The sequence below is a fragment of the Ramlibacter agri genome (genome assembly GCF_012927085.1).
In the GTDB taxonomy this organism is placed as follows: Bacteria; Pseudomonadota; Gammaproteobacteria; order Burkholderiales; family Burkholderiaceae_C; genus Ramlibacter; species Ramlibacter agri.
The window spans coordinates 903,916-923,667 of record NZ_JABBFX010000003.1 but is presented as its reverse complement, the minus strand read 5'-3'; the positions used below and the strand labels follow the sequence as shown (position 1 = coordinate 923,667).

Here is a 19,752-nt window from a genome sequence, read left to right as displayed (position 1 = left end):
GCCAATCTCGGGCCGAACCCTATGCCGCTGCAAGCCGTCGAATCCAGCCGCCTGTACCGCCAGATCGCGGACCAGCTGCGCGGCCTGATCGCGGGCGGCGAGTTCGGCGCCGGCGCCCGGCTGCCGGCCGAGCGCGACCTGGCGCGCCAGCTCGGCGTCAGCCGGCCTTCGGTGCGCGAGGCGCTGATCGCGCTGGAGGTGGAAGGCTGGGTGGAGGTGCGCACCGGCTCCGGCATCTACGTGCAGCAATCCGCCGCCCGCGCGCCCGCGCGCAGTCCCGCCAACGGCCAGGCCGAATGGGGGCCGCTGCAGGTGATGCAGGCGCGCGAGCTGGTCGAAGGCGAAGTCGCCGCCCTCGCCGCACGCAATGCGAAGAAGGCGCAGGTAGCGGGCATCGCCGCCGCGCTGGACCAGATGGAAGCGTCACCGCAGGAAGGCGACGAAGCCTTCCACCAGGCCATCGCCGCCGCCTGCGGCAACGAGGTGCTGGCGGATACCGTGCGCGGCTACTGGGGCGCCCGCCACGGCCCGCTGTTCTCGCGCCTGGGCGACCATTTCGACACGCCCGCTTCCTGGCGGGCGGCGCTGGGCGAGCACGGTGCCGTGCTCGATGCCATCCGCGCCCGCGACACCGAGGCAGCGCGCGCAGCGATGCAGCAGCACCTGAAGAAAGCCACCGCCCGCTACAGCGCCAGCTGGAAGCGGGCCAAGCAAACCTGAGGAACGAACATGAATCCCTTCATCCGCCTGCATCCCCAAGACGACGTCGTCATCGCCCGCTCGCAGCTGGTGGGCGGCAGCGTCGTCGAAGGCGTCGCCGTCAAGGGCCTGGTCCCGCCCGGCCACAAGGTGGCCATGCGCGCTCTCGCCGCCGGCGCGCCGGTGCGGCGCTACAACCAGATCATCGGCTTCGCCAGCAAGCCCATCGCGCCGGGCGAGCACGTGCACACGCACAACCTGTGGATGGGACCCGACGGCGGCGCCTTCGAGCGCGACTACGCCTTCGGTGCCGACGTCAAGGCGCAGCCCGCATTGCGCGAAGCCACCTTCATGGGCATCAAGCGGCCCGATGGCCGCGTGGCCACCCGCAACTACATCGGCATCCTGTCCAGCGTGAATTGCTCGGCGACCGCGGCACGCGCCATCGCCGACCAGTTCTCGCGCCTGACGAATCCGGACGCGCTGGCGGACTTCCCCAACGTCGACGGCGTGGTGGCGCTCACGCACGGCACCGGCTGCGGCATGGACAGCGAAGGCGCCGGCATGAAGCTGCTGGAGCGCACGCTGGCCGGCTACGCGACGCATGCCAACTTCGCCGGCGTGCTGGTGGTGGGCCTGGGCTGCGAGGCCAACCAGATCAACGCCTGGCTCGCGCACAGCAGCCTGCGCGAAGGCGAAACCTTGCGCGTGTTCAACATCCAGGACACGGGCGGCACGCGCAAGACCGTGGAGAAGGGCATCGCGCTGGTGAAGGAGATGCTGCCGGCCGCGAACCGCGTGAAGCGCGAGCCTTGCAGCGCCAGGCACATCACGATCGGCTTGCAGTGCGGCGGCTCCGATGGCTATTCCGGCATCAGCGCCAACCCGGCGCTGGGCGCGGCGGTGGACCTGCTGGTGGCGCACGGCGGCACGGCCATTCTGTCCGAGACGCCGGAGATCTACGGCGCCGAGCACCTGCTGACGCGCCGCGCCGTGCGGCGCGAAGTAGGCGAGAAACTGGTGCAGCGCATCCGCTGGTGGGAGCACTACACGAAGGTCAACGAAGGCGAGATGAACAACAACCCCTCGCCCGGCAACAAGGCCGGCGGCCTCACGACGATCCTCGAGAAATCACTGGGCGCCGTGGCCAAGGGCGGCACGTCGAACCTGCAGGCGGTCTACGAATACGCCGAGCCGGTCGATGCGCACGGCTTCGTCTACATGGACACGCCCGGCTACGACCCCGTCAGCGCCACCGGCCAGGTGGCGGGCGGCGCCAACATGATCTGCTTCACCACCGGCCGCGGCTCGGCCTACGGCTGCGCGCCTTCGCCTTCGCTGAAGATCGCCACCAATACGGCGCTGTGGCAGCGGCAGGAGGAGGACATGGACATCAACTGCGGCGAGATCATCGACGGCCAGGCCTCCATCCAGGACATGGGCGAGCGCATCTTCCGCCTGGTGCTGGCCACCGCCTCCGGCGAGTGGAGCAAGAGCGAAAGACACGGCTATGGCCAGAACGAGTTCGTGCCCTGGCAAGTGGGCGCGGTGATGTAAGGAGAACGAGAGTGAGCAAGACATTCGAAGCCGCGCGCCTGCGCCGCACCGTCGCCGAAATCATCACGGCCGCCGGCAGCAAGAAGGACGAAGCGCAGACCGTCGCCGACAACCTGGTGCTCGCCAACCTGAGCGGCCACGACTCGCACGGCGTCGGCATGGTGCCGCGCTACGTCGACGCCGTGCTCGAAGGCGGGCTGAAGCCCAACACCGGCATCGCGGTGAAGGTGGACACGCCCAGCCTGCTGGCCATCGACGGCCAGCGCGGCTACGGACAGGTCGTGGGTGAGCAGGCGATGGCGCTCGCCATGGAGCGTGCGCAGGACAGCGGCAGCTGCGTGATGGTGCTGGCCAATTCGCACCACCTGGGGCGCATCGGCCACTTCGCCGAGATGGCGGTGGCGCGCGGCCTGGTGTCGCTGCACTTCGTCAACGTGCTGTCCAAGCCCACGGTCGCGCCTTATGGCGGCGGCGATGGCCGCTACGGCACCAACCCGTTCTGCTGCGGCATTCCGCTCGCGGGCCGCGAGCCCTTCGTGCTGGATTTCGCGACCAGCCGCGTGGCGCAGGGCAAGATGCGCGTCGCCTACAACGAGGGACGCCGGGTCGAGCCGGGCTACCTGATCGACCAGAACGGCCAGCCCACCACCGACCCCGGCGTGGTGGTCGTGCCGCAACCGGGCGGCATGTTCGGCGCCCTGCTCGCCTTCGGCGAACACAAGGGCTATGGCATGGCCGTGGCCTGCGAGCTGCTCGGTGGCGCGCTCACCGGCGGCGGCACCTGGCACCGCCCGGCCGACCATGCGCGCACCGTGCTGAACGGCATGTTCACCGTGGTGGTGGACCCGCGCAAGCTCGGCACGCAAGAAACTTTCACGCGCGAAGCGCTGGGCTTCGTCGACTGGCTGCGCCAGAGCCCGAACGCGCCCGGCAGCACGGGTGTGCTGATCGCGGGCGAACCGGAGCGCGCCGCGCGATCGCAACGCGAGCGCGAGGGCATCGCCGTCGACGACACGACCTGGGCCGAGATCGTCGCGGCCGGCGCGAAGGTCGGCGCCCGCGTAGCCTGACCTACTTCAGCTGCATCCAGCGCTGGAAGTCCGCGCGGTGTTCCGCGCCGGGAGGCACGCCGAGCCAGTAGCGGTGATAGACCGTCGTGGCCTTGGCCCCGGCCGGCGTCGTGCTGACCGTGGTGTAGCTGCCCGCGTCGGCAACCATCATGCCGTTGACCGAGGGAACGACCGGCACGACCATGACGTCGGCGGGCGCGGGACTGATGGCGACGGTGGCGTCGGGCATCGTGGCCGTGCCGGCGCCCAGCACGGACAGGTCCGTGTCCGCCAACGCGGCGGAGGACAGCGCAACGGCGGCCAGCGCCAGGACTGCATGTTTGCGGTTCATGAGCACTCCTTGATAGGGAAGGGCCTCATTCGAGCGCAGCTGGCCGGCCCGTTCGCCAGCCACCATTGATGCCGCTTGTAGGAGCGGCGGAAACTTGCGGCTTGCGACACAAGTAACGCCGCCGTCCGCCTTACTTCAGCATCTGCCAGCGGCGGAAGTCGTCGTCGCGCTTCACGTCCGGAGGCACGTTGTTCCAGTAGCGCGTGACGGTCGTCTTGCGATTGCCGTCGACCGTGGTGTGCGAGTCGATCTCGGCGACGACGGCGCCGGGCACCGGCACGGTCTGCACCGCCACCAGCGGCGCGCCGGGCGTCACGACGACGCCGGTGCCGGAAGTGACGACGGGGCCGCTGGCGGCGACGACCGCCTGGTCGGCAAAAGCGGGAGCGGCGAAAGCGGCGGCGATGGCCAGCGCCCCGGCTGCATGTTTCATCTTCATGGGGACTCCTTGTCGGGATGGGGAACCTGGTGTTCCTGTCCCGATTGCAGGCGAGCCGCAGAGGCTGGCGCGCCGGAGGAGTTAGACGGACGTTGTCAGCGCGGGTCCGACCCGGCCTGAACCTGGGGCAGCGCCCGCACCACGTCGCCGGCGATGGCGAAGAGGCGATCGCCGGCGCGCAGCTGGATGGGATGCATGCCGGTGAAGCTGCCGAAGGCCGGCAGCACGCCCACTTCCTGGCCCAGCCAGAAACAGGGCAGGCGCAACCGTTCGAAGGCGCGGCCCGCCACGCTGACGCAGGGATGCCAGTGGCCGGCCAGCACGTAGGCCTGCGCCACGGGCCGCGGGTGATGGCACAGCGCGAACGGACCCAGCCTCAGCGGCTCGTCGACGACCTCGCAGCCGAGGCTGGCGGGCGGGTCACCCGCGCGCTGGTCGTGGTTGCCGCGCACCAGCGTGAGCTGCAGGCTGGCATGCGCGTCACGCCAGTCGTGCAGCGCCGCCAAGGTGCCGGCCGCGTGCGCGTGCGCGGAATGCAGGAAGTCGCCGAGGAAGACGACATGTTGCGCGCCGGTGGCGGCCAGGGCCTCGTCGAGCTTCGTCAGCGTGCCGCTGGTGGTGCCGCGCGGCACCGGCACGCCGAGCTTGCGAAAGCTCACCGCCTTGCCGAAATGGGCGTCAGCGACCAGCAGCGTGGCGTGGGCGGGAAGGCAGAGGGCGCCGGTGGGATGCAGTTGCGCATCCTCGCCCGCAATCTGGATTTGCAACATGACGCCATGACCGGCAACCGGTCACTCTGTCATTCAAAGCATGCGCGAGAGCGCAGCGTCGAGATGCTCGGACGGCATCCGCTTGAAGCCCGAGCGCGCGAAGCGCTGCAGCCGCCCGACGATGAAGGCCGTGAGCACGGAGGCGCGCACCTGCGCGTCGACGGTAGGCGCAGGGCTGGACTCGGACGAAGCGCGCAGGCACTGGCGCAGCGAGGCTTCCACCTTGTCGAAGAACTGGTTCATGCGCTGCTGCAGGCGCTCGTTCTCGTACACCAGCGCGTCGCCGACCATCACGCGTGTCATGCCCGGGTTCTTCTCGGCGAACTGCACCAGCATCGCCACGATGCGCGCGGCCTGGGCCTGGCTCTCGGGCTCGCGCTCGCCGATCTGGTTGATCAGCGTGAAGACGCTCTGCTCGATGAACTCGATGAGGCCTTCGAACATCTGCGCCTTGCTGGCGAAATGGCGGTACAGCGCCGCTTCGCTCACTTCCAGGCGGGCGGCCAGGGCCGCGGTGGTGATGCGCTCGGCGCCAGGCTGTTCCAGCATGGTCGCCAGCGCCTGCAGGATCTGCACCCGACGCTCACCCGGCTTCGGGCGCTTGCGCGCCGCGGCAGCCGCCGGCGCTTCCTGGCCGGGGGTGGGTTCGGGGGTATCGAGCTCGGCGTGAGACATGAAAGTCGGCAACAGCTGTGTCGAGATCATTCTCGCATACCCGACAGTACGGGTTCCCCCGGGCGTCGCCCGCGGGCTGCCGCCTGTTGCTCTCTCCCCTCAGGCGGGCAGCGGAAGCGTGACTTTCAGCCCCTTTCCGCCGCTTCCGGGCTGGATCATCAGGTGGCTGTCGTGGACCCGCGCGATTTCCTCGGCGATCGCCAGGCCCAGGCCGTTGCCCTCGCCCTGCGTGCCCTGGACCCGGTAGAAGCGCTCGAGGATGCGCGGCACTTCCTCGGCGGCCACGCCGGGGCCGTCGTCTTCCACCTCCAGGAAAGGCGTGCCGAAGCGCTCGCCGCAGCGGATGGTGACCGCGCCGCCCTCGTCCGTGTACTTGACGGCGTTGTCCACGAGGTTGGACAGCAGCTCGCGCAGCAGCCAGGCATGGCCCATCACCTGCGCCGGCTCGGCGTCGAGGCCGAGGTCGATGCGGCGGGACTCGGCTGCGTCCAGGTGCGCCTGCAGGATGTCCTCGCACAGCGACTTCAGGTCCACCCGCTGTTCGGGCTGCGAATGCATGCCGCGCGCGTCGGCCCGCGATAGCGCCAGCAGCTGGTTGGCCAGCTGCGTCGTGCGCCGGGTGGCGCTGCGCAGCTTGTGCACCTGCTCGGTAGGCAGCGCCAGCGTCTCCTGCGCCGGGTCCGCAGCCTGGGCCCAGGCTTCCACCTGCGCCTGCAGGCCCGCCAGCGGCGTGCGCAGCTGGTGCGCCGCGTCGGCGACGAAGCGGCGCTGGCTCTCGGCCTGCGCGTTCACCAGGCCGAACAGGCGATTGAGCGACAGCACCAGCGGCCGCACTTCGCCCGGCGCCGCGGTTTCGTCCAGCGCGCTCAGGTCGCGCGGCGAGCGCCGCTCCACCGCGTCCCGCAAGGCCAGCAGCGGCTTCAGCGCGCGCTCCACTGCCCAGCCCACGGCAAAGGCAGCGATCGCGATCAACACCAGGTTGGGCAGCAGCACCTTCAGCAGCACGGCGCGCAGCCACTGCTGGCGCGGGTCGGAGCCGTCGGCCACCGCGATGGCCACCTCGCCCAGCACGGTGGGCTGGCGCTGGCGCACGATGCGCCAGGTGGCGCCGCCATGCTCCTCGCTGTGGAACTCCGGCTCCAGCCCGGAGGGCGGCAGGTCGGCCAGCCAGGGCGCGCCCAGCAGCAGCTTGCCGTCGGCATCCACCACCGCATAGGCGGTGAAGCCGTGGCCGTCCTTCAGGAATTCGTCGACCTGCGGGGCCAGCAGCAGCAGCGGCGGCTCGCCTTCGCCGATGACCGAGTCGGCCACCAGCGGCAGCAGGGCCAGCAGGCGCTCGTCCTGCTGGCTCGCCACGTTGGCGGCGGAGCGGTAGTCGAACCAGGCATTGATGATCGCCAGCAACACCAGCGGCGCGATCAGCATCACCAGCAGGCGCCGGCGCAGGCCGGCCATCATGGCGCGCTGGGCCGGGTTGCGCCCGCCGCCCGGACGCAGCGCCAGCCTCACTGCGTTTCGGCGGCGCGCAGCTCCAGGCGGTAGCCGAAGCCGCGGATGGAGCGCAGCGCCACGCCGTAAGGCTCCAGCTTGCCGCGCAGGCGCGAGATGTAGACCTCCACCGCGTTGGGCGTGATCTCCTTGTCCCAGCCCGTCAGCGCCTGCAGCAGCTTGTCCTTGCTGGCCGGCTTGGGCGCGTTGATCAGGAGGTACTCCATCACGGTCCACTCGCGCGGGCCCAGCTCGATGGCCACCGACGTGCCATTGCGCTGCGCGCTGGCGCGGCGGTTGGCCGTGTCCAGCTCGATCGGCCCGAAGCTCAGCACCGCAGAGGTCGCGGCCTGCGAGCGCCGCAGCAGCGCGCGCAGGCGCGCCAGCAGCTCCGGCAGCTCGAAGGGCTTGATCATGTAGTCGTCCGCGCCCAGGTCGAGGCCCTGCACGCGGTCGTGCAGCGCGTCGCGCGCGGTGAGGATCAGCACCGGCAGGTGCTGGCTCGCCATCTCGGGGCGGCGCAGGCGGCGCGTGAGCTCCAGGCCGTCCATGTGCGGCAGCCCGATGTCGATGATGGCCGCGTCGAACACCTCGTTGCGCAGCACTTCCTCGGCGCGTTCCCCGCTGCCGACCCAGTCCACCGCGTACCCGGCATTGGACAGCCCCAGCTTGATGCCGCTGGCGACCATCACGTCGTCTTCGACTAACAACAAACGCATGTGATTCGCTCTTTCCAGTGCCCCCGCGGAGCCGGCTTTGCCGGGCCGCTGGGGGCGCCCCCTTGAGGGGGAGGCGCCGCAGGCGCTTCGGGGGTGGGCCTCATCTTGCCCGGATCATCGTGCCGTAGGCCTGGTCGGTCAGGATCTCCAGCAGCATCGCATGCGGCACGCGGCCGTCGATGATGTGCACGGCGTTCACGCCGGCCTTGGCGGCGTCGAGCGCGCCGCTGATCTTGGGCAGCATGCCGCCGCTGATCGTGCCGTCGGCGAACAGCGCATCGATTTCCCTGGCGCTCAGGTCGGTCAGCAACTGGCCGGCCTTGTCCAGCACGCCGGGCGTGTTGGTCAGCAGCACCAGCTTCTCGGCCTTCAAGGTCTCGGCCAGCTTGCTCGCCACCACGTCGGCGTTGATGTTGTAGCTCTCGTTCTCGTCGCCGAAGCCGATCGGGCTGACGACGGGAATGAAGTTGTCTTCCAGCAGCGCGCTCAGCACGCCCGTGTTGATCTCCACGATGTCGCCCACCTGGCCGACGTCGTGCTCGATGCTGGGGTCCTTGCTGTCGACCATCTTCAGCTTGCGGGCGCGGATCATGCCGCCGTCACGGCCGGTCAGGCCCACGGCCTGGCCGCCGGCCTTGTGGATGAAGCCGACGATGTCCTGCTGCACCTCGCCGGCCAGCACCCACTCGACCACCTCCATGGTCTCGGCGTCGGTGACGCGCATGCCCTGGATGAACTGGCCCTTCTTGCCCAGGCGGTTCAGCGCCGTCTCGATCTGCGGGCCGCCGCCGTGCACCACCACCGGGTTGATGCCCACCAGCTTCAGCAGTACCACGTCCTCGGCGAAGTCGGCCTGCAGCTCGGGGTCGGTCATGGCGTTGCCGCCGTACTTGATCACCATGGTCTTGCCATGGAACTTGCGGATGTACGGCAGGGCCTGGGCGAGGATTTCGGCCTTGTCGCGGGGAGCGATGTGGGTGACGTCGTTCATGGAGGGAGGGAGCGGGAGGGGGCTTGGCGCAAATTGTGCCGCAAGCGCCGGCCCGGCTCCCGCCGAGCCTGGCGGAGACCCTAGAGTTCCTGGCGGTCGGACTGCGGCTGGTCGAGTTCTTCGCGCGAAGCCTGGGGGCGCGGCTCGATCCGGGCAGCCTTGTCGCGGCCGCCGAGCGTCGACGTGCCCAGGTTCGGATCGATGCGGCGGCGGCGCTGGGCGCGGCGCGGGGCGGCGCGCACCCAGCGTGGCACCTTGAAGCGCACGATCATCAGGTAGGCCGACACGTAGGACGTCACGAACACCAGGCAGAAGAACACCAGCGCCGGCGTGTACGACCAGAACAGCACCGCGGGCGCCACCGACATCAGGGTGAAGCCCCACAGGTAGGGCGAGGTGCGGTTGTTGCGGCTCAGGATGCGGCGCGCCTCGTCCTCGTCGAACACGTTGCGCACGATGCGGCGGTAGATCAGCTGGTGGAAGTGCAGCGCGTCGGCCACGCCCGGCGAACCGCCGCGGGCGACCTTGCGGTAGATCGAGAACAGCGTCTCCCACACCGGGTAGATGCACAGCAGCATCGGGAACCAGGGCGAGACCTGCTCGTGCCGCTGCACCAGCGTGATGGAGCCGATGGCGACGACCAGGCCCCACAGGTAGGCGCCGCCGTCGCCGGCGAAGATGGAGCCGCGCGGGTAGTTCCAGAACAGGAAGCCGCCGGTGGCGCCGACCATGCAGATCATGAAGGCGGCCAGCTGCCGGTCACCGTTCTGCAGCGCCACGTGGGCCAGCGCCAGCGAGATCAGCAGCGCCACCGTCCCCGCCAGGCCGTTGTAGCCATCGATCAGGTTGAAGGCATGCGTCATGCCGACCATGGCGACGAAGGCCAGCAGCAAGCCCAGCCAGGGCACGGCGGCGAGCCAGCCGTCGACGAAAGGCAGGCCCAGGCGGTTCAGGCTGACGCCCATCAGCCAGCAGGCCAGCGCGGCGCTCAGGCCGGTCATGCCGAAGCGCAGTTCGACCGAGACGCGCTGCGTCATGTCTTCCCAGGCGCCGCCCAGCGCCGCCGGCAGCACCACCAGCATCCAGGTGACCGCCGTGCCGACGCCGACCAGGGCGTTGACCTTGTCGCCGTAGGCCGAGGACAGCGCGCCCATCAGCCAGCCCGCGAGCAAGCCCAGCAGGATGGCGACGCCGCCCACGCGCGGCACGTCGCCCGAGTGGAAGCGCTGCACCTTGCTGGCGTCGTAGCGCTTCGCATGATCGCGGGCGCTGCGGATGAAGACGATGGCGAACAGGAACGCCACCACCAGGCTCACTGCGGCCAGGAAGATCATTTGCGCCAGACCTTCCGGTTCACGAAGCCGGTGTAGCTGAGGACGATGCGCAGCACCTTGTCGGACACGTTGGCCGGCGCGTAGTCGTCCACCAGGCGCAGCAGGCGCTCGTTGCCGCGCGGCTGGTCGGCCAGCACGTCCAGGCCCTGCAGCACGCGCTCGACTTCCAGGCCCACCAGCATCACGCTGGCTTCCTCGAAGCCTTCGGGCCGCTCGTGCACCTCGCGCAGGTTCAGCGCGGGGAAGTTGAGGATGGACGATTCTTCCGTGATCGTGCCGCTGTCGGACAGCACGGCGCGGGCGCGCGTCTGCAGGGCCACGTAGTCCAGGAAGCCGAAGGGCTTGTGGAACTGCACGCGCTGGTTCGCTTCCAGGCCCAGCGCGTCCATGCGCTTGCGGGTGCGCGGGTGCGTGGAGACGATCACCGGCATCTCGTAGCGTTCGGCCACGGCGTTCAGCACGTCGAACAGCATGCGCAGGCGCTCGGGCGAATCGACGTTCTCTTCCCGGTGGGAGCTGACGACGAAGTAGCCGCCTTCGCGCAGATCCAGGCGCTTCAGCACGTCGGACGCCTCGATGCCGGCGCGGTAATGCTCGATCACCTCGCGCATCGGGCTGCCGGTCTTGATCACCTGGTCGGGCGGCAGGCCCTCGCGCAGCAGGTACTCGCGCGCGATCTCGCTGTAGGTGAGGTTGATGTCGGAGGTGTGGTCGACGATGCGCCGATTGATCTCCTCCGGCACGCGGAAGTCGAAGCACCGGTTGCCGGCTTCCATGTGGAAGATCGGCACCTTGCGGCGCTTGGCGGCGATGGCGGCCAGGCAGCTGTTGGTGTCGCCCAGGATCATCAGCGCTTCCGGCTGGAAGCGTTCGATGGCCTGGTCGGCCGCCATGATCACCTTGGCGATGGTCTCGGCGGCGTTGGCGCCCGCGGCCTCGAGGAACACGTCCGGCTTGCGAATGCCGAGGTCGGAGAAGAAGACTTCGTTGAGCTCGTAGTCGTAGTTCTGGCCGGTGTGGACCAGCGTGTGCTCGCAATAGCGGTCGAAGCGGTCGATCACGCGCGACAGCCGGATGATCTCCGGGCGCGTGCCGACGATGGTCATGACCTTGAGCTTAGGGGCGGACTGCATCGCGAATGAGCTCCAGGGACATCAGGACATCCTTCACCTGCGCCACGTTCAGGCGGCGGGTGTTGTGCGAGGTGTAGTCGTCGATCTGCGCGATCTCGGGCTCGCCCTCGACGAAGTATTTGTTGTAGTTGAGGTCGCGCGAGTCGGCCGGGATGCGGTAGTAGCCGCCCAGGTCCTCGGCGCGGGCCATCTCCTCGCGCGAGACCAGCGACTCGTACAGCTTCTCGCCGTGGCGGGTGCCGATCACCTTCACCTCGTGCCCGGGCTTCTTCAGCAGTTCCTTCAGCGCCTGCGCCAGGTCGCCCACCGTGGAGGCCGGGGCCTTCTGCACGAAGATGTCGCCGGGGCGGGCGTGCTGGAAGGCGTAGAGCACCAGGTCCACCGACTCTTCCAGCGACATCAGGAAGCGCGTCATCGACGGGTCGGTGATGGTGAGCGCCTTGCCCTGCTGGATCTGGTCCAGGAACAGCGGGATGACGGAGCCGCGCGAGGCCATCACGTTGCCGTAGCGCGTGGCGCACAGCACGGTGTGCTCGGAGTCGGACAGGCGCGACTTGGCGACCATCACCTTTTCCATCATCGCCTTGGACATGCCCATGGCGTTGATCGGGTACACCGCCTTGTCGGTGGACAGCACCACGCAGCGCTTGACGCCGTTGGCGATGGCGGCGCGCATCACGTTCTCGGCGCCGACCACGTTGGTGCGCACGGCCTCCATCGGGTAGAACTCGCAGGACGGCACCTGCTTCAGCGCCGCCGCGTGGAACACGTAGTCCACGCCGCGCATGGCGTCGTCCACGGAGTCGTAGTTGCGCACGTCGCCGATGTAGAACTTCACCTTGTCGCTGCGCAGCGCGAGGCGCATGTCTTCCTGTTTCTTCTCGTCCCGGCTGAAGACGCGGATCTCGGCGAAGTCGGAATGGATGAAGCGTTGCAGCACGGCGTTCCCGAAGGAGCCGGTGCCGCCGGTGATCATGAGGGTCTTGTCTTTGAACATGTTGGGCGTTTCTTTTCAGCCGAAGTCGCGCATGCGGCGCACCAGGTCCGGCCAGGCCGGCGGCTGCCAGCCGGTGCGCTCGCGGAAGCGGCTCGAATCAAGCGAGCGATCGATGACGAGGCGGTCGTCGGGAGCGATCGCGGTGTCGCGGCCGTAGGCCTCGCCCACCAGCTTCAGCAATGCGTACTTGTCGATCGGCGCGGCGGAGACGTGCCACAGGCCGTGCAGCTCGCGGTCGGGGATGACGTGGTCGCGGATCACGCGCGCCAGTTCCACCGTCGGCAGGCCGGAGAAGATCGCGCGGCGGTAGCCCTTGACGCCGGCTTGCTGCGCCAGGAACCAGCCCACCAGGCCGTGCGCGCTGGCCAGTTCGTGGCCGATGATGGACGTGCGCAGGGTCACCGCGTTCGGGTAGTCCACTTCGCCCAGGTACTTGCTGCGGCCGTACAGGTCGTTGGCGTCCGGGAAGTCGGCTTCGGTGTACATGCCGCGGGATCCCGAGAATACGCAGTCGGTGCTGACGTGCACCAGACGCGCGCCCGCCACCGCAGCCAGCCGCGCCAGCCGGTGCGGCAGCAGCGAATTGATGGGCACGGCGGTCAGCGGATCGTCCGCTTCGGCCAGCTGCTTCACCACGCCGATGCAGTTGACCACGACGTCGGGCCTGGCTTCGGCGAAGGCGCGCGCCAGGCTGTCGGCGTTCTCGATGTCGATGCCCGTCACCAGCTTGTCGCGCAGCGGCGCCGGCAGCAGGCGCTGCGCACCCGGCGAGCGCACCGTGCCGGCCACGGCGAAGCCGGGGCTGTCGGCCAGCAGGCGCAGCACGGCGTTGCCCAGCATCCCGGAGGCGCCGAGTACCAGCACGCGCGTCGGAGAGGAGGCGGTCATGCGTTGTTCCCTGTCATTGCTTGTCTTTTCGGCTGCAGGCTGCGGAAACGGTCCGTCAGCTTGCGCGCCAATGTCGTCGGTTCGAAATTCTGCTGGTAGAACTGGCGGGCGGCGCGGCCCATGGCCTCGCGCTCCGGCGCCGGCAGCGCGCGCAGGCGCAGCACCGCGGCGGCCAGCGCGTCCGCGTCCTCGGCCGGGCAGGCGAAGCCGGCACGGGCCTCTTCGACCACGCGGGCGCCTTCACCGTCCAGCGCGGCCAGCACGGGGCGGCCGGCGGCCAGGTAGGCCTGCACCTTGCTCGGAACGGTCAGGCTCATGATCGGGCTGCGGGTCAGCGTGACCAGCAGCGCCGAGGCCTGCTCCAGGATGGGCGGCATCGCCTCGGGCGGGAAGCGCCCGGGCAGCAGCACGTTGGTCAGGCCGCGCTGCTCCACCTGCTCCCGCAGCCACTCGCCGCGGCGGCCGCTGCCGACCAGGACGAAGCGCACGTCGGGATAAGGCAGCAGCTGCTCGGCAGCGTCAAGGATCGAGTCCAGCGCCTGCACCACGCCCAGGTTGCCGGCGAACACCACGTTGAAGCCTTCGGGCAGCTGCAGCTGCGGCACGGTGCCAGGCGGGATGGCCTGCTGGAACACCTTCTCGCCGGGGTTCGGGTAGTACTCCACCGGCGTGCGGCCGGCCATGGGCCTTACCGCGTCCACGAAAGCCTGCGACTGCACCAGCAGCAGGTCGCAGCGGCGGTAGATCCACTTGACCACCAGGCCCACCGCGCCCAGCACCTTCTGGTTGTCGATGAAGCCGGCGGCCTGCAGGCTCTCGGGCCACAGGTCCTGCACCCACACCACCAGCCGGGAGCGCTTGACCCAGCGCAGCACCACGGCGGAGATGGCTTGCAGGATCGGCGAGGTGCCGTAGACGAAGATCACGTCGAACTTCTGCCCGCGCAGCTGCCACAGGCCGAAGATGGCGGCGGAGAAGACGAAGGAGAAGTAGTTGAGCCCCAGGCTCACGATGTGGCCGTTGCCGCGCGGCACCAGCGGCACGCGGTACACCGGCATGCCGTCGAATTCCTCGCGGCAGATGCCGCCGGCGCGGTAGCCCTCGTAGACCTGGCCCGACGGGTAGTTGGGCTGGCCGGTGAGGATGGTGACTTCGCAGCCGTCGTCGCGCAGGTTCTGCGCGAGTTCGTTGATCCGGAAGGCCTCCGGCCAGAAGTGCTGGCTGAGGATCAGGACTTTCATGCGGCGCGTTCCAGGAGGCGGCGGACCATGTCCGCGGCCGTGTAGTAGGTGGCTTCCGGCGCCTGCGCGCCCTCGACGAAGCGCCGCACGGCGCCCGCGATCGAGGCCGCCGAGGCCGGGTCGAAGGTCTGGGCCGGGGTGCAGACGTCGCGCACGAAGTCGCGTTCGGACGCCAGCACCGGCACGCCCAGCGCGCGCGCTTCCACCATCGGCAGCCCGAAGGTCTCGGCGCGCGAGGGGAAGATCAGCGCGGAGCTCGCTTGCAGGCGCTGCAGCACTTCGGCGCGCGGCATGCGGCCCAGGTTCTCCACGGCGGCCAGTTGCGCGGGGCTCGCGCCGCTGGCGCGCACGGCGGCTTCCAGTTCCGCCGGCCTCAGGGTCAGGTACAGCTTGGGGAACAGGCCCTGGTCCGCCAGCGCGGCCCAGGCCTGCAGCAGCACGGGATGGTTCTTCTGGCTCACGCCGTCGGCGGGATAGAAGAAGCCGTGCGCCGCGTAGTCGGGATGCACGGCGCGAGCCGGTTCGGTGGCGGCGGCCTGGGCCACGGCGGCGGCCAGTTCGTCGTCCACCAGCGGCACCACCTGCACGTTGACGCCCGGGTAGGCCGCACTCATGGCACGCGCCATGGTGGGGGTCTGCACCCAGACTTCGTCGCAGTTGCGCACGCCGGCACGGAACCACAGGCGCTCCAGCGACTGCTTGATCGACGCGATGCGGGGATAGCGCACCTGCCGGCCGTCGCCCACGATGTAGGGCGCGTGCACGTAGTTGATGACGCGGCCGGCCGGCTTCAGCAGCGGCGGCAGGCTGTTGAAGCAGAAGAGGACGTCGTTCGGCCCCACACGCTGGGCCTGCTGCTGCAGCCGCAGGCAGCGGGCCAGCAGGCTGCGTCGGATCCAGGTGACACGGGCGGCTTCGGGCAGCGGCAGGCTGCCGCGGGTGCGCGTGTCCATCAGCGCGTCCTGCAGCGAGCCGCCCAGGCCCTGCACCAGGGCCTGCAGCAGCACGAGGCCGCCGCCCAGGTGCACGCCGAAGGCACTCAGGAACACCCGGCCCTCGCCGCGGCTGGCGGCCTGGATGGCGGACTGGGGCAAGGCCTCAACCGCGTTCTTCATAATCCCTGTTTGATGCAAGACACTTATTCTGTTGACGAGACAGCGGGCGCAGCGAACGCCCATCGCAGCAAGGCCTGGTCGGTGAACCTGGTGTCGGCCGCCGCCATCATGGCGGTCGGGGCCATCCTGCTGCTTTCATGGATGCGCCTGTTCCTCGGCGTGGACCTGACCGACGAATCGTTCTACGTTGCACTGCCCTACCGGTTCGCGCTCGGAGACGTTCCGATCCGCGACGAGCAGAACCTCGCACAGTTCGCGGGCATCCTGATTCTCCCGTTGGTTCGACTGTATGTGTGGATCGCGGGCGCGACGGACGGAATTGTCCTGTACGTCCGTCATTTGCACCTGGTCTTTACCGCCCTGGTCGGATGGGTCGTCTTCCTCGCCGCCCGGCGGGCACTGCACTGGCGCCATGCCTTGCTGGCAGGGGCACTGTGCTTGCTATTCGTCCCTTTCAACATCCACAGCATTAGCTACAACACCATGGGCAGCGGCTTCCTCACGGTCAGCTGCTTCATGGCCATGCGCGGAGAACGGCGGGCCGCATGGGCGCTCGCCGGGCTGGCGCTTGGGCTTGCAATTTTAGTCTATCCCACCCTCGCGCCCGTGGCTCTGGTGTTTCCAGTCGTGCTGCTGCTGGCGGAAGAAAGGAGTAGGCGCTGGCATTTGCTGGCCGCCTACCTGGCTGGCGGGCTGCTCGCGGCCCTCGTGCCGGCCTGGTTGATGTTGCGCGCAGGCTACGACGCCACCCGGGCTGTCGTGAACTACCTCATGGGCTTCCCTGCCCATTCGGGGGGGGTGGAGAAGTTGCGCCTGGTCGTCACGACCTTCTGGGACGGCGTGCCGCACGTGTCCTGGCTGCTGGCGGCCATGGCCGCCCTGCTCGCCTGGCACCTGTTCCGGCCGCGGGCGCTGCGCTTCGCGCTGCTGCTGTTGCCGCTGCTGCTGTTTGCCTGGTGGTACAAGCCCAATGGAACCGACGCGCTGTTCGAGATCAGCGCGTTCGCCCTCCTCGGACCCTTCGTTTATCCGCTGGTGCGCGAGCAGGCCGCCGCCCGCCGCTTGCTGTATTTCGTGTGGCTGCCTTCCTTCATTGCCGGCCTGGTGACGGCATGGTCGAGTAGCAACGGCGCCACGAATGCCTGTATCGGCCTGTTCCCCGCGGCCGTCGCCACCCTGCTTTTCATGCAACTGGCCGTGGTCAACGCGCCGATCCCGGCGCCGCGCGGCGATTGGCTGGCGGTCGGCATCGCACTCTTGCTGCTGGTCCCCTTCCTGCAGGGCGGCTACCAGGACTACTACGGTGACCCGGTGCGGCGCTGGCAGTTGACCGAGCGCGTCCCCGCCGGCCCTTACCAGGGGCTCTACACCCACCCGGAGCGCCTGGAACTGCTACAGAAGTTCGAACAGCAGCTGCGGCCCCTGATCCGGCCGGACGACCGAGTCCTCGTCTTCAACGACTGGGCGGCCGGCTACCTGCTGGCGGGCGTGCGTCCCGGCGTCAATTCCGCGTGGCTGCCGCCCGCGTCGGCCACCGCCGGCCGCGAGCCGACCCTCGAATACTGGCGCCGCACGGGCAACGAACCTACCGTGCTGCTGCTGATGAAACAGACGGAAGCCTCGGGCGACCCGCTCCTGCCGCTGCTGCGCGGACCGGCCTTCGCGCCGGTGGCGGACCTGGGTTTCGCCACCTTGCGGCGGCGCGTTGCGCCGCTTACCAGCGGGTCGCAAGCAGCAGCGCAGTGAGCCCCGCGGCGCAGGCCAGCTGCGCGGGCATGCCGACCCCGGCCCGCGCCGCTTCCGGCGACGTGCCGCGCAGCAGCCAGCGCACCAGCATGGCGTCGGCCAGCAGCCGGGCGCTGAAAGCGAAGGCGGCGCCCGGCACGCCATAGCGGGGCACCAGCAGCGCCAGCGCCGCGGCCATGAAGGCCAGGTGGAACACCTGCAGCCACGCGCCGCGCCTCTCCCCGCCGTGCACCTGCAGCAGCGCGAAATTCACCTGGGTCAGGTTGTTCACGCCGACGCCCAGCGCCATCACCTGCAGCGGCAGCACCGAGCCGGGGTCGAAGCTGCCCCGCAGCCACAGGCGCAGCAGCGGCTCGCCGAAGGCGATGAGCACCGCCGCCGGCGCCACCCCGAGCACCCACATCACCCGGATCAACTGGCGCGCGGTCACCTGCAACGCCTGGGTGTCGGCCTCGCCGCGATGCGACGCCAGCCGCGGCGTCCCCGCGGAGATGGCGGCCCCCGAAGCGATCCAGAGCTTGGTCACCACTTCCTGCGCGATCGCATAGCGGCCGACCGCGGCGGCCGACGCCAGTGCCGCCAGCACGAACCGGTCCACGTAGGCCAGCAGCATCGAGAAGATGTTGGTCAGCCCCAGCCAGATCGCCTTGTGCAGGAAGGCGCGCCGCAGCGCGGGCAGCTCCTGCGCCGGCAGCACTTCGGCCGGAGCCGGCTGTGCCGCGCCGACGCCGCGGCAGGCCAGGAAGTAGCCCCCGGCGGCAATGATGCGCGTGGCCAGGATCGCGATGGCCGCCGAGGTCAGGCTGACATGGAAGGCGAAGGCGGCCAGTGGCGCCAGGAAGATCGCCGCGGCGGCCGGACCGCGAATCAGGTTCGCGACGAAGAAACGCTGGTGCGCCTCCAGCACCGCGCGCGGGGGTTGCGACACCAACATGAAGGCGGCACTGGCGAACGTGAGCGCCGAAGACCACGCGAGGTCGGAGGGATCGGCCTGGCCCGGATGCCAGTGCCACAGCACCAGGCCGGCCACCGGGCCGGCCAGCAGCACCGCCGTCGAAATCATCACGCTGTAGCGCATGCCGATGGCATAAGGCCGCCGCCAGCCCGCATCGCCGGTGAAGCCGCGGTCGAAGGCGAGCAACACGATGGCCCGCGAGATGCCGAAATCCGAGAGGCCGAAGAAGAACAGCGCGGCGACCTGCATCGAGAAGACGCCGAAGCCGCCCATGCCGAGCTTGCCCACCAGCATCGGCACCGCCGCGAGCGCCGCGAGCGAGGGCAGGATGGTTCCGATGATGTTGCTGCCGATGTTCCGGAGCATGGGCAAGGCTGCGGTGATGCTGGGGGGAGCGGACTCTAACACGCTGTCTCCAGGCCCCAGGGGGCCGGCGCTAAGCTGGTTCGCCCCCGGAGAGGGGCTGCGAGGAGAGGCAAATGAGGTGGACGGACGAGCGGCTGGCCTGGGTCGACGCCACGCATTTCCTGGCCATGCGGGCGGTCTATATCGGCCACTTCGGCGGGTCGGCAGGCAAGCTCTATCCCTTCGTGTTCATCTCCCACGTCCCGCTGTTCTACTTCGTGGCGGGCTTCTTCGCCAGCCCGCGGGACGAGGCCTTCACCGGCATGATCGTGCGCCTGGCGCGCCGCCTGCTCGTGCCCTACGTGTTCCTCGCGCTGCTCTATGCCGCCACGCTGACCCTGTTCTACGACTGGCCGTGGCCCAGGCTGGAGGACTCGCTGCAGGCGTTCGCGCAGGGGATCCGCAACCACATCCCGGCCGGCTCGCTGTGGTTCCTTCCCTGACTGTTCGTGACCGCGACCGCCCACGGACTGGTGCTGCGCGCCACCCGCAGCCCGCTGTCCGGCCTGGCTTTCGGCATCGCCTGCCTGCTGGTCGCCAAGATGGGCCTGCTGAACTACGACGCGGTGGCGCAACCCTCGCTGTTCCTCAATGCCGACAGCGCGCTGTACTACGTGTTCTGGTATGCCCTGGGCCACGCCAGCTTCCCGCTGCTGCGCCGCGCGGTGCCATCCGCGGGTTTCGCCGTTGCCGGCGTGCTGGCCACGATCGGCAGCCTGTGGCTCTACTTCAACGGCGGCGGCGCCCTGCTCTCGCTGCTGGACCCCATCCGGCCGGGACCCATGCACAATCTCGCCAGCGTCGGGCTCGGCGTGGCGATGGTCGCCGTGCCGATCGTGGCCAATATCGGCGCGGCGCGCGCCCTCGAGGAGATTCCGGTCGTGTGCGAAGTGGGGCGGCGGACCCTGGTCCTCTGCGGGACGGAGGACTTCACGAAGCTGGTGCTGTCGCAGTTGCTGCTGGTCTTCGGACTCAAGCTGCAGTTGATCCACTCGCTGGGCGTGACGATGTACGCCTTCGTCGCACTGTGCGCCAGCGCCCTGCTCGTCGGGCGCTTGCTGGAAGCGTACACGCCGGCGTGGCTCGGGCTCGGCAAGGCCCCCGCGCGGTCCGCGGCCGCCCTGGGCGCCGATGAAGCTTCCGCGCGCCCGATCGGGGACGCGAAGACCGCATGAAGTAGCGAAAGGGACAGACGTTGG

Annotated in this window: 20 protein-coding genes; 6 read left to right on the top strand and 14 right to left on the bottom strand. The window is 69.5% G+C overall.

Annotated features, from left to right (window positions below; genetic code table 11):
• Positions 1-21: 21 nt before the first annotated feature.
• Genes HHL11_RS28940 through HHL11_RS28930 form a run of 3 tightly spaced genes read left to right on the top strand, consistent with a single transcriptional unit; the run spans position 22 to position 3,326 of the window.
• Positions 22-720, top strand: coding sequence for a FadR/GntR family transcriptional regulator (locus HHL11_RS28940; RefSeq protein WP_169422068.1), 699 nt, complete (start codon positions 22-24; stop codon positions 718-720).
• A 9-nt stretch (positions 721-729) separates the two neighbouring features.
• Positions 730-2,256, top strand: a complete 1,527-nt coding sequence (locus HHL11_RS28935) for a UxaA family hydrolase (RefSeq protein ID WP_169422067.1) — start codon at positions 730-732, stop codon at positions 2,254-2,256.
• 11 nt (positions 2,257-2,267) lie between these two features.
• A complete protein-coding gene (locus HHL11_RS28930; RefSeq protein WP_169422066.1) occupies positions 2,268-3,326 on the top strand; it encodes a malate/lactate/ureidoglycolate dehydrogenase in 1,059 nt (352 codons plus the stop codon).
• Between the two features lies 1 nt (position 3,327).
• Here HHL11_RS28930 and HHL11_RS28925 read toward each other — a convergent pair whose 3' ends face one another.
• The 13 genes from HHL11_RS28925 to HHL11_RS28865 form a co-directional block, all read right to left on the bottom strand.
• The gene (locus HHL11_RS28925) at positions 3,328-3,657 is read right to left on the bottom strand and encodes a hypothetical protein (RefSeq protein ID WP_169422065.1); all 330 of its coding nucleotides are present in this window, start codon (positions 3,655-3,657) and stop codon (positions 3,328-3,330) included.
• Between the two features lie 130 nt (positions 3,658-3,787).
• Positions 3,788-4,096 carry a hypothetical protein gene (locus tag HHL11_RS28920; protein ID WP_169422064.1) on the bottom strand — a complete coding sequence of 103 codons (309 nt, stop codon included), beginning with the start codon at positions 4,094-4,096 and terminating at the stop codon, positions 3,788-3,790.
• Between the two features lie 95 nt (positions 4,097-4,191).
• On the bottom strand, positions 4,192-4,866 hold the full coding sequence (gene pdeM / locus HHL11_RS28915; protein ID WP_169422063.1) for a ligase-associated DNA damage response endonuclease PdeM: 675 nt from the start codon (positions 4,864-4,866) through the stop codon (positions 4,192-4,194).
• Between the two features lie 33 nt (positions 4,867-4,899).
• Positions 4,900-5,541: a nucleoid occlusion factor SlmA gene (gene slmA / locus HHL11_RS28910; RefSeq protein WP_169422062.1), complete on the bottom strand. Its 642-nt coding sequence runs from the start codon at positions 5,539-5,541 to the stop codon at positions 4,900-4,902.
• Positions 5,542-5,640: 99 nt separating this feature from the next.
• Positions 5,641-6,999 carry an ATP-binding protein gene (locus HHL11_RS28905; protein WP_169422317.1) on the bottom strand — a complete coding sequence of 453 codons (1,359 nt, stop codon included), beginning with the start codon at positions 6,997-6,999 and terminating at the stop codon, positions 5,641-5,643.
• 47 nt (positions 7,000-7,046) lie between these two features.
• Positions 7,047-7,748: a response regulator transcription factor gene (locus HHL11_RS28900; protein WP_169422061.1), complete on the bottom strand. Its 702-nt coding sequence runs from the start codon at positions 7,746-7,748 to the stop codon at positions 7,047-7,049.
• Positions 7,749-7,848: 100 nt separating this feature from the next.
• Positions 7,849-8,739, bottom strand: coding sequence for an acetylglutamate kinase (argB, locus tag HHL11_RS28895; RefSeq protein ID WP_169422060.1), 891 nt, complete (start codon positions 8,737-8,739; stop codon positions 7,849-7,851).
• Positions 8,740-8,819: 80 nt separating this feature from the next.
• Complete coding sequence (locus HHL11_RS28890; RefSeq protein ID WP_169422059.1) at positions 8,820-10,073, bottom strand: glycosyltransferase family 4 protein; 1,254 nt, start codon at positions 10,071-10,073, stop codon at positions 8,820-8,822.
• The gene (gene wecB / locus HHL11_RS28885; RefSeq protein WP_169422058.1) at positions 10,070-11,206 is read right to left on the bottom strand and encodes a non-hydrolyzing UDP-N-acetylglucosamine 2-epimerase; all 1,137 of its coding nucleotides are present in this window, start codon (positions 11,204-11,206) and stop codon (positions 10,070-10,072) included. Before wecB ends, HHL11_RS28890 begins: the two co-directional genes overlap by 4 nt.
• Entirely contained in the window at positions 11,190-12,203 is a 1,014-nt protein-coding gene (locus HHL11_RS28880) for a polysaccharide biosynthesis protein (protein WP_169422057.1), read from the bottom strand. Before HHL11_RS28880 ends, wecB begins: the two co-directional genes overlap by 17 nt.
• 15 nt (positions 12,204-12,218) lie before the next feature.
• Positions 12,219-13,091: a dTDP-4-dehydrorhamnose reductase family protein gene (locus HHL11_RS28875; protein WP_169422056.1), complete on the bottom strand. Its 873-nt coding sequence runs from the start codon at positions 13,089-13,091 to the stop codon at positions 12,219-12,221.
• The gene (locus HHL11_RS28870) at positions 13,088-14,332 is read right to left on the bottom strand and encodes a glycosyltransferase family 4 protein (RefSeq protein ID WP_169422055.1); all 1,245 of its coding nucleotides are present in this window, start codon (positions 14,330-14,332) and stop codon (positions 13,088-13,090) included. Before HHL11_RS28870 ends, HHL11_RS28875 begins: the two co-directional genes overlap by 4 nt.
• Positions 14,329-15,447, bottom strand: a complete 1,119-nt coding sequence (locus tag HHL11_RS28865; protein WP_169422054.1) for a glycosyltransferase — start codon at positions 15,445-15,447, stop codon at positions 14,329-14,331. Before HHL11_RS28865 ends, HHL11_RS28870 begins: the two co-directional genes overlap by 4 nt.
• 12 nt (positions 15,448-15,459) lie before the next feature.
• On the opposite strand from HHL11_RS28865, the gene HHL11_RS28860 reads away from it, so the two are divergent.
• A complete protein-coding gene (locus tag HHL11_RS28860) occupies positions 15,460-17,193 on the top strand; it encodes a glycosyltransferase family 39 protein (RefSeq protein WP_169422053.1) in 1,734 nt (577 codons plus the stop codon).
• Here the strand turns inward: HHL11_RS28860 and HHL11_RS28855 are convergent.
• The gene (locus HHL11_RS28855; RefSeq protein ID WP_169422052.1) at positions 17,162-18,514 is read right to left on the bottom strand and encodes an MATE family efflux transporter; all 1,353 of its coding nucleotides are present in this window, start codon (positions 18,512-18,514) and stop codon (positions 17,162-17,164) included. The two genes, HHL11_RS28860 and HHL11_RS28855, sit on opposite strands and share 32 nt — an antisense overlap.
• Positions 18,515-18,627: 113 nt before the next feature.
• Here HHL11_RS28855 and HHL11_RS28850 point away from each other — a divergent pair, with 113 nt between their 5' ends.
• Entirely contained in the window at positions 18,628-18,996 is a 369-nt protein-coding gene (locus tag HHL11_RS28850) for an acyltransferase family protein (protein ID WP_169422051.1), read from the top strand.
• Positions 18,997-19,002: 6 nt separating this feature from the next.
• On the top strand, positions 19,003-19,728 hold the full coding sequence (locus HHL11_RS28845) for a hypothetical protein (protein ID WP_169422050.1): 726 nt from the start codon (positions 19,003-19,005) through the stop codon (positions 19,726-19,728).
• Positions 19,729-19,752: the final 24 nt, after the last annotated feature.

Coding starts and splice junctions, on each gene's coding strand:
- slmA (WP_169422062.1), bottom strand. CDS start 5,541: ATGTCTCACGCCGAGCTCGATACCCCCGAACCCACCCCCGGCCAGGAA.
- HHL11_RS28890 (WP_169422059.1), bottom strand. CDS start 10,073: ATGATCTTCCTGGCCGCAGTGAGCCTGGTGGTGGCGTTCCTGTTCGCC.
- HHL11_RS28900 (WP_169422061.1), bottom strand. CDS start 7,748: ATGCGTTTGTTGTTAGTCGAAGACGACGTGATGGTCGCCAGCGGCATC.
- HHL11_RS28925 (WP_169422065.1), bottom strand. CDS start 3,657: ATGAACCGCAAACATGCAGTCCTGGCGCTGGCCGCCGTTGCGCTGTCC.
- wecB (WP_169422058.1), bottom strand. CDS start 11,206: ATGCAGTCCGCCCCTAAGCTCAAGGTCATGACCATCGTCGGCACGCGC.
- HHL11_RS28940 (WP_169422068.1), top strand. CDS start 22: ATGCCGCTGCAAGCCGTCGAATCCAGCCGCCTGTACCGCCAGATCGCG.
- HHL11_RS28905 (WP_169422317.1), bottom strand. CDS start 6,999: ATGATGGCCGGCCTGCGCCGGCGCCTGCTGGTGATGCTGATCGCGCCG.
- HHL11_RS28850 (WP_169422051.1), top strand. CDS start 18,628: ATGAGGTGGACGGACGAGCGGCTGGCCTGGGTCGACGCCACGCATTTC.
- pdeM (WP_169422063.1), bottom strand. CDS start 4,866: ATGTTGCAAATCCAGATTGCGGGCGAGGATGCGCAACTGCATCCCACC.
- HHL11_RS28860 (WP_169422053.1), top strand. CDS start 15,460: ATGCAAGACACTTATTCTGTTGACGAGACAGCGGGCGCAGCGAACGCC.
- argB (WP_169422060.1), bottom strand. CDS start 8,739: ATGAACGACGTCACCCACATCGCTCCCCGCGACAAGGCCGAAATCCTC.
- HHL11_RS28855 (WP_169422052.1), bottom strand. CDS start 18,514: ATGCTCCGGAACATCGGCAGCAACATCATCGGAACCATCCTGCCCTCG.
- HHL11_RS28865 (WP_169422054.1), bottom strand. CDS start 15,447: ATGAAGAACGCGGTTGAGGCCTTGCCCCAGTCCGCCATCCAGGCCGCC.
- HHL11_RS28920 (WP_169422064.1), bottom strand. CDS start 4,096: ATGAAGATGAAACATGCAGCCGGGGCGCTGGCCATCGCCGCCGCTTTC.
- HHL11_RS28875 (WP_169422056.1), bottom strand. CDS start 13,091: ATGACCGCCTCCTCTCCGACGCGCGTGCTGGTACTCGGCGCCTCCGGG.
- HHL11_RS28935 (WP_169422067.1), top strand. CDS start 730: ATGAATCCCTTCATCCGCCTGCATCCCCAAGACGACGTCGTCATCGCC.
- HHL11_RS28880 (WP_169422057.1), bottom strand. CDS start 12,203: ATGTTCAAAGACAAGACCCTCATGATCACCGGCGGCACCGGCTCCTTC.
- HHL11_RS28870 (WP_169422055.1), bottom strand. CDS start 14,332: ATGAAAGTCCTGATCCTCAGCCAGCACTTCTGGCCGGAGGCCTTCCGG.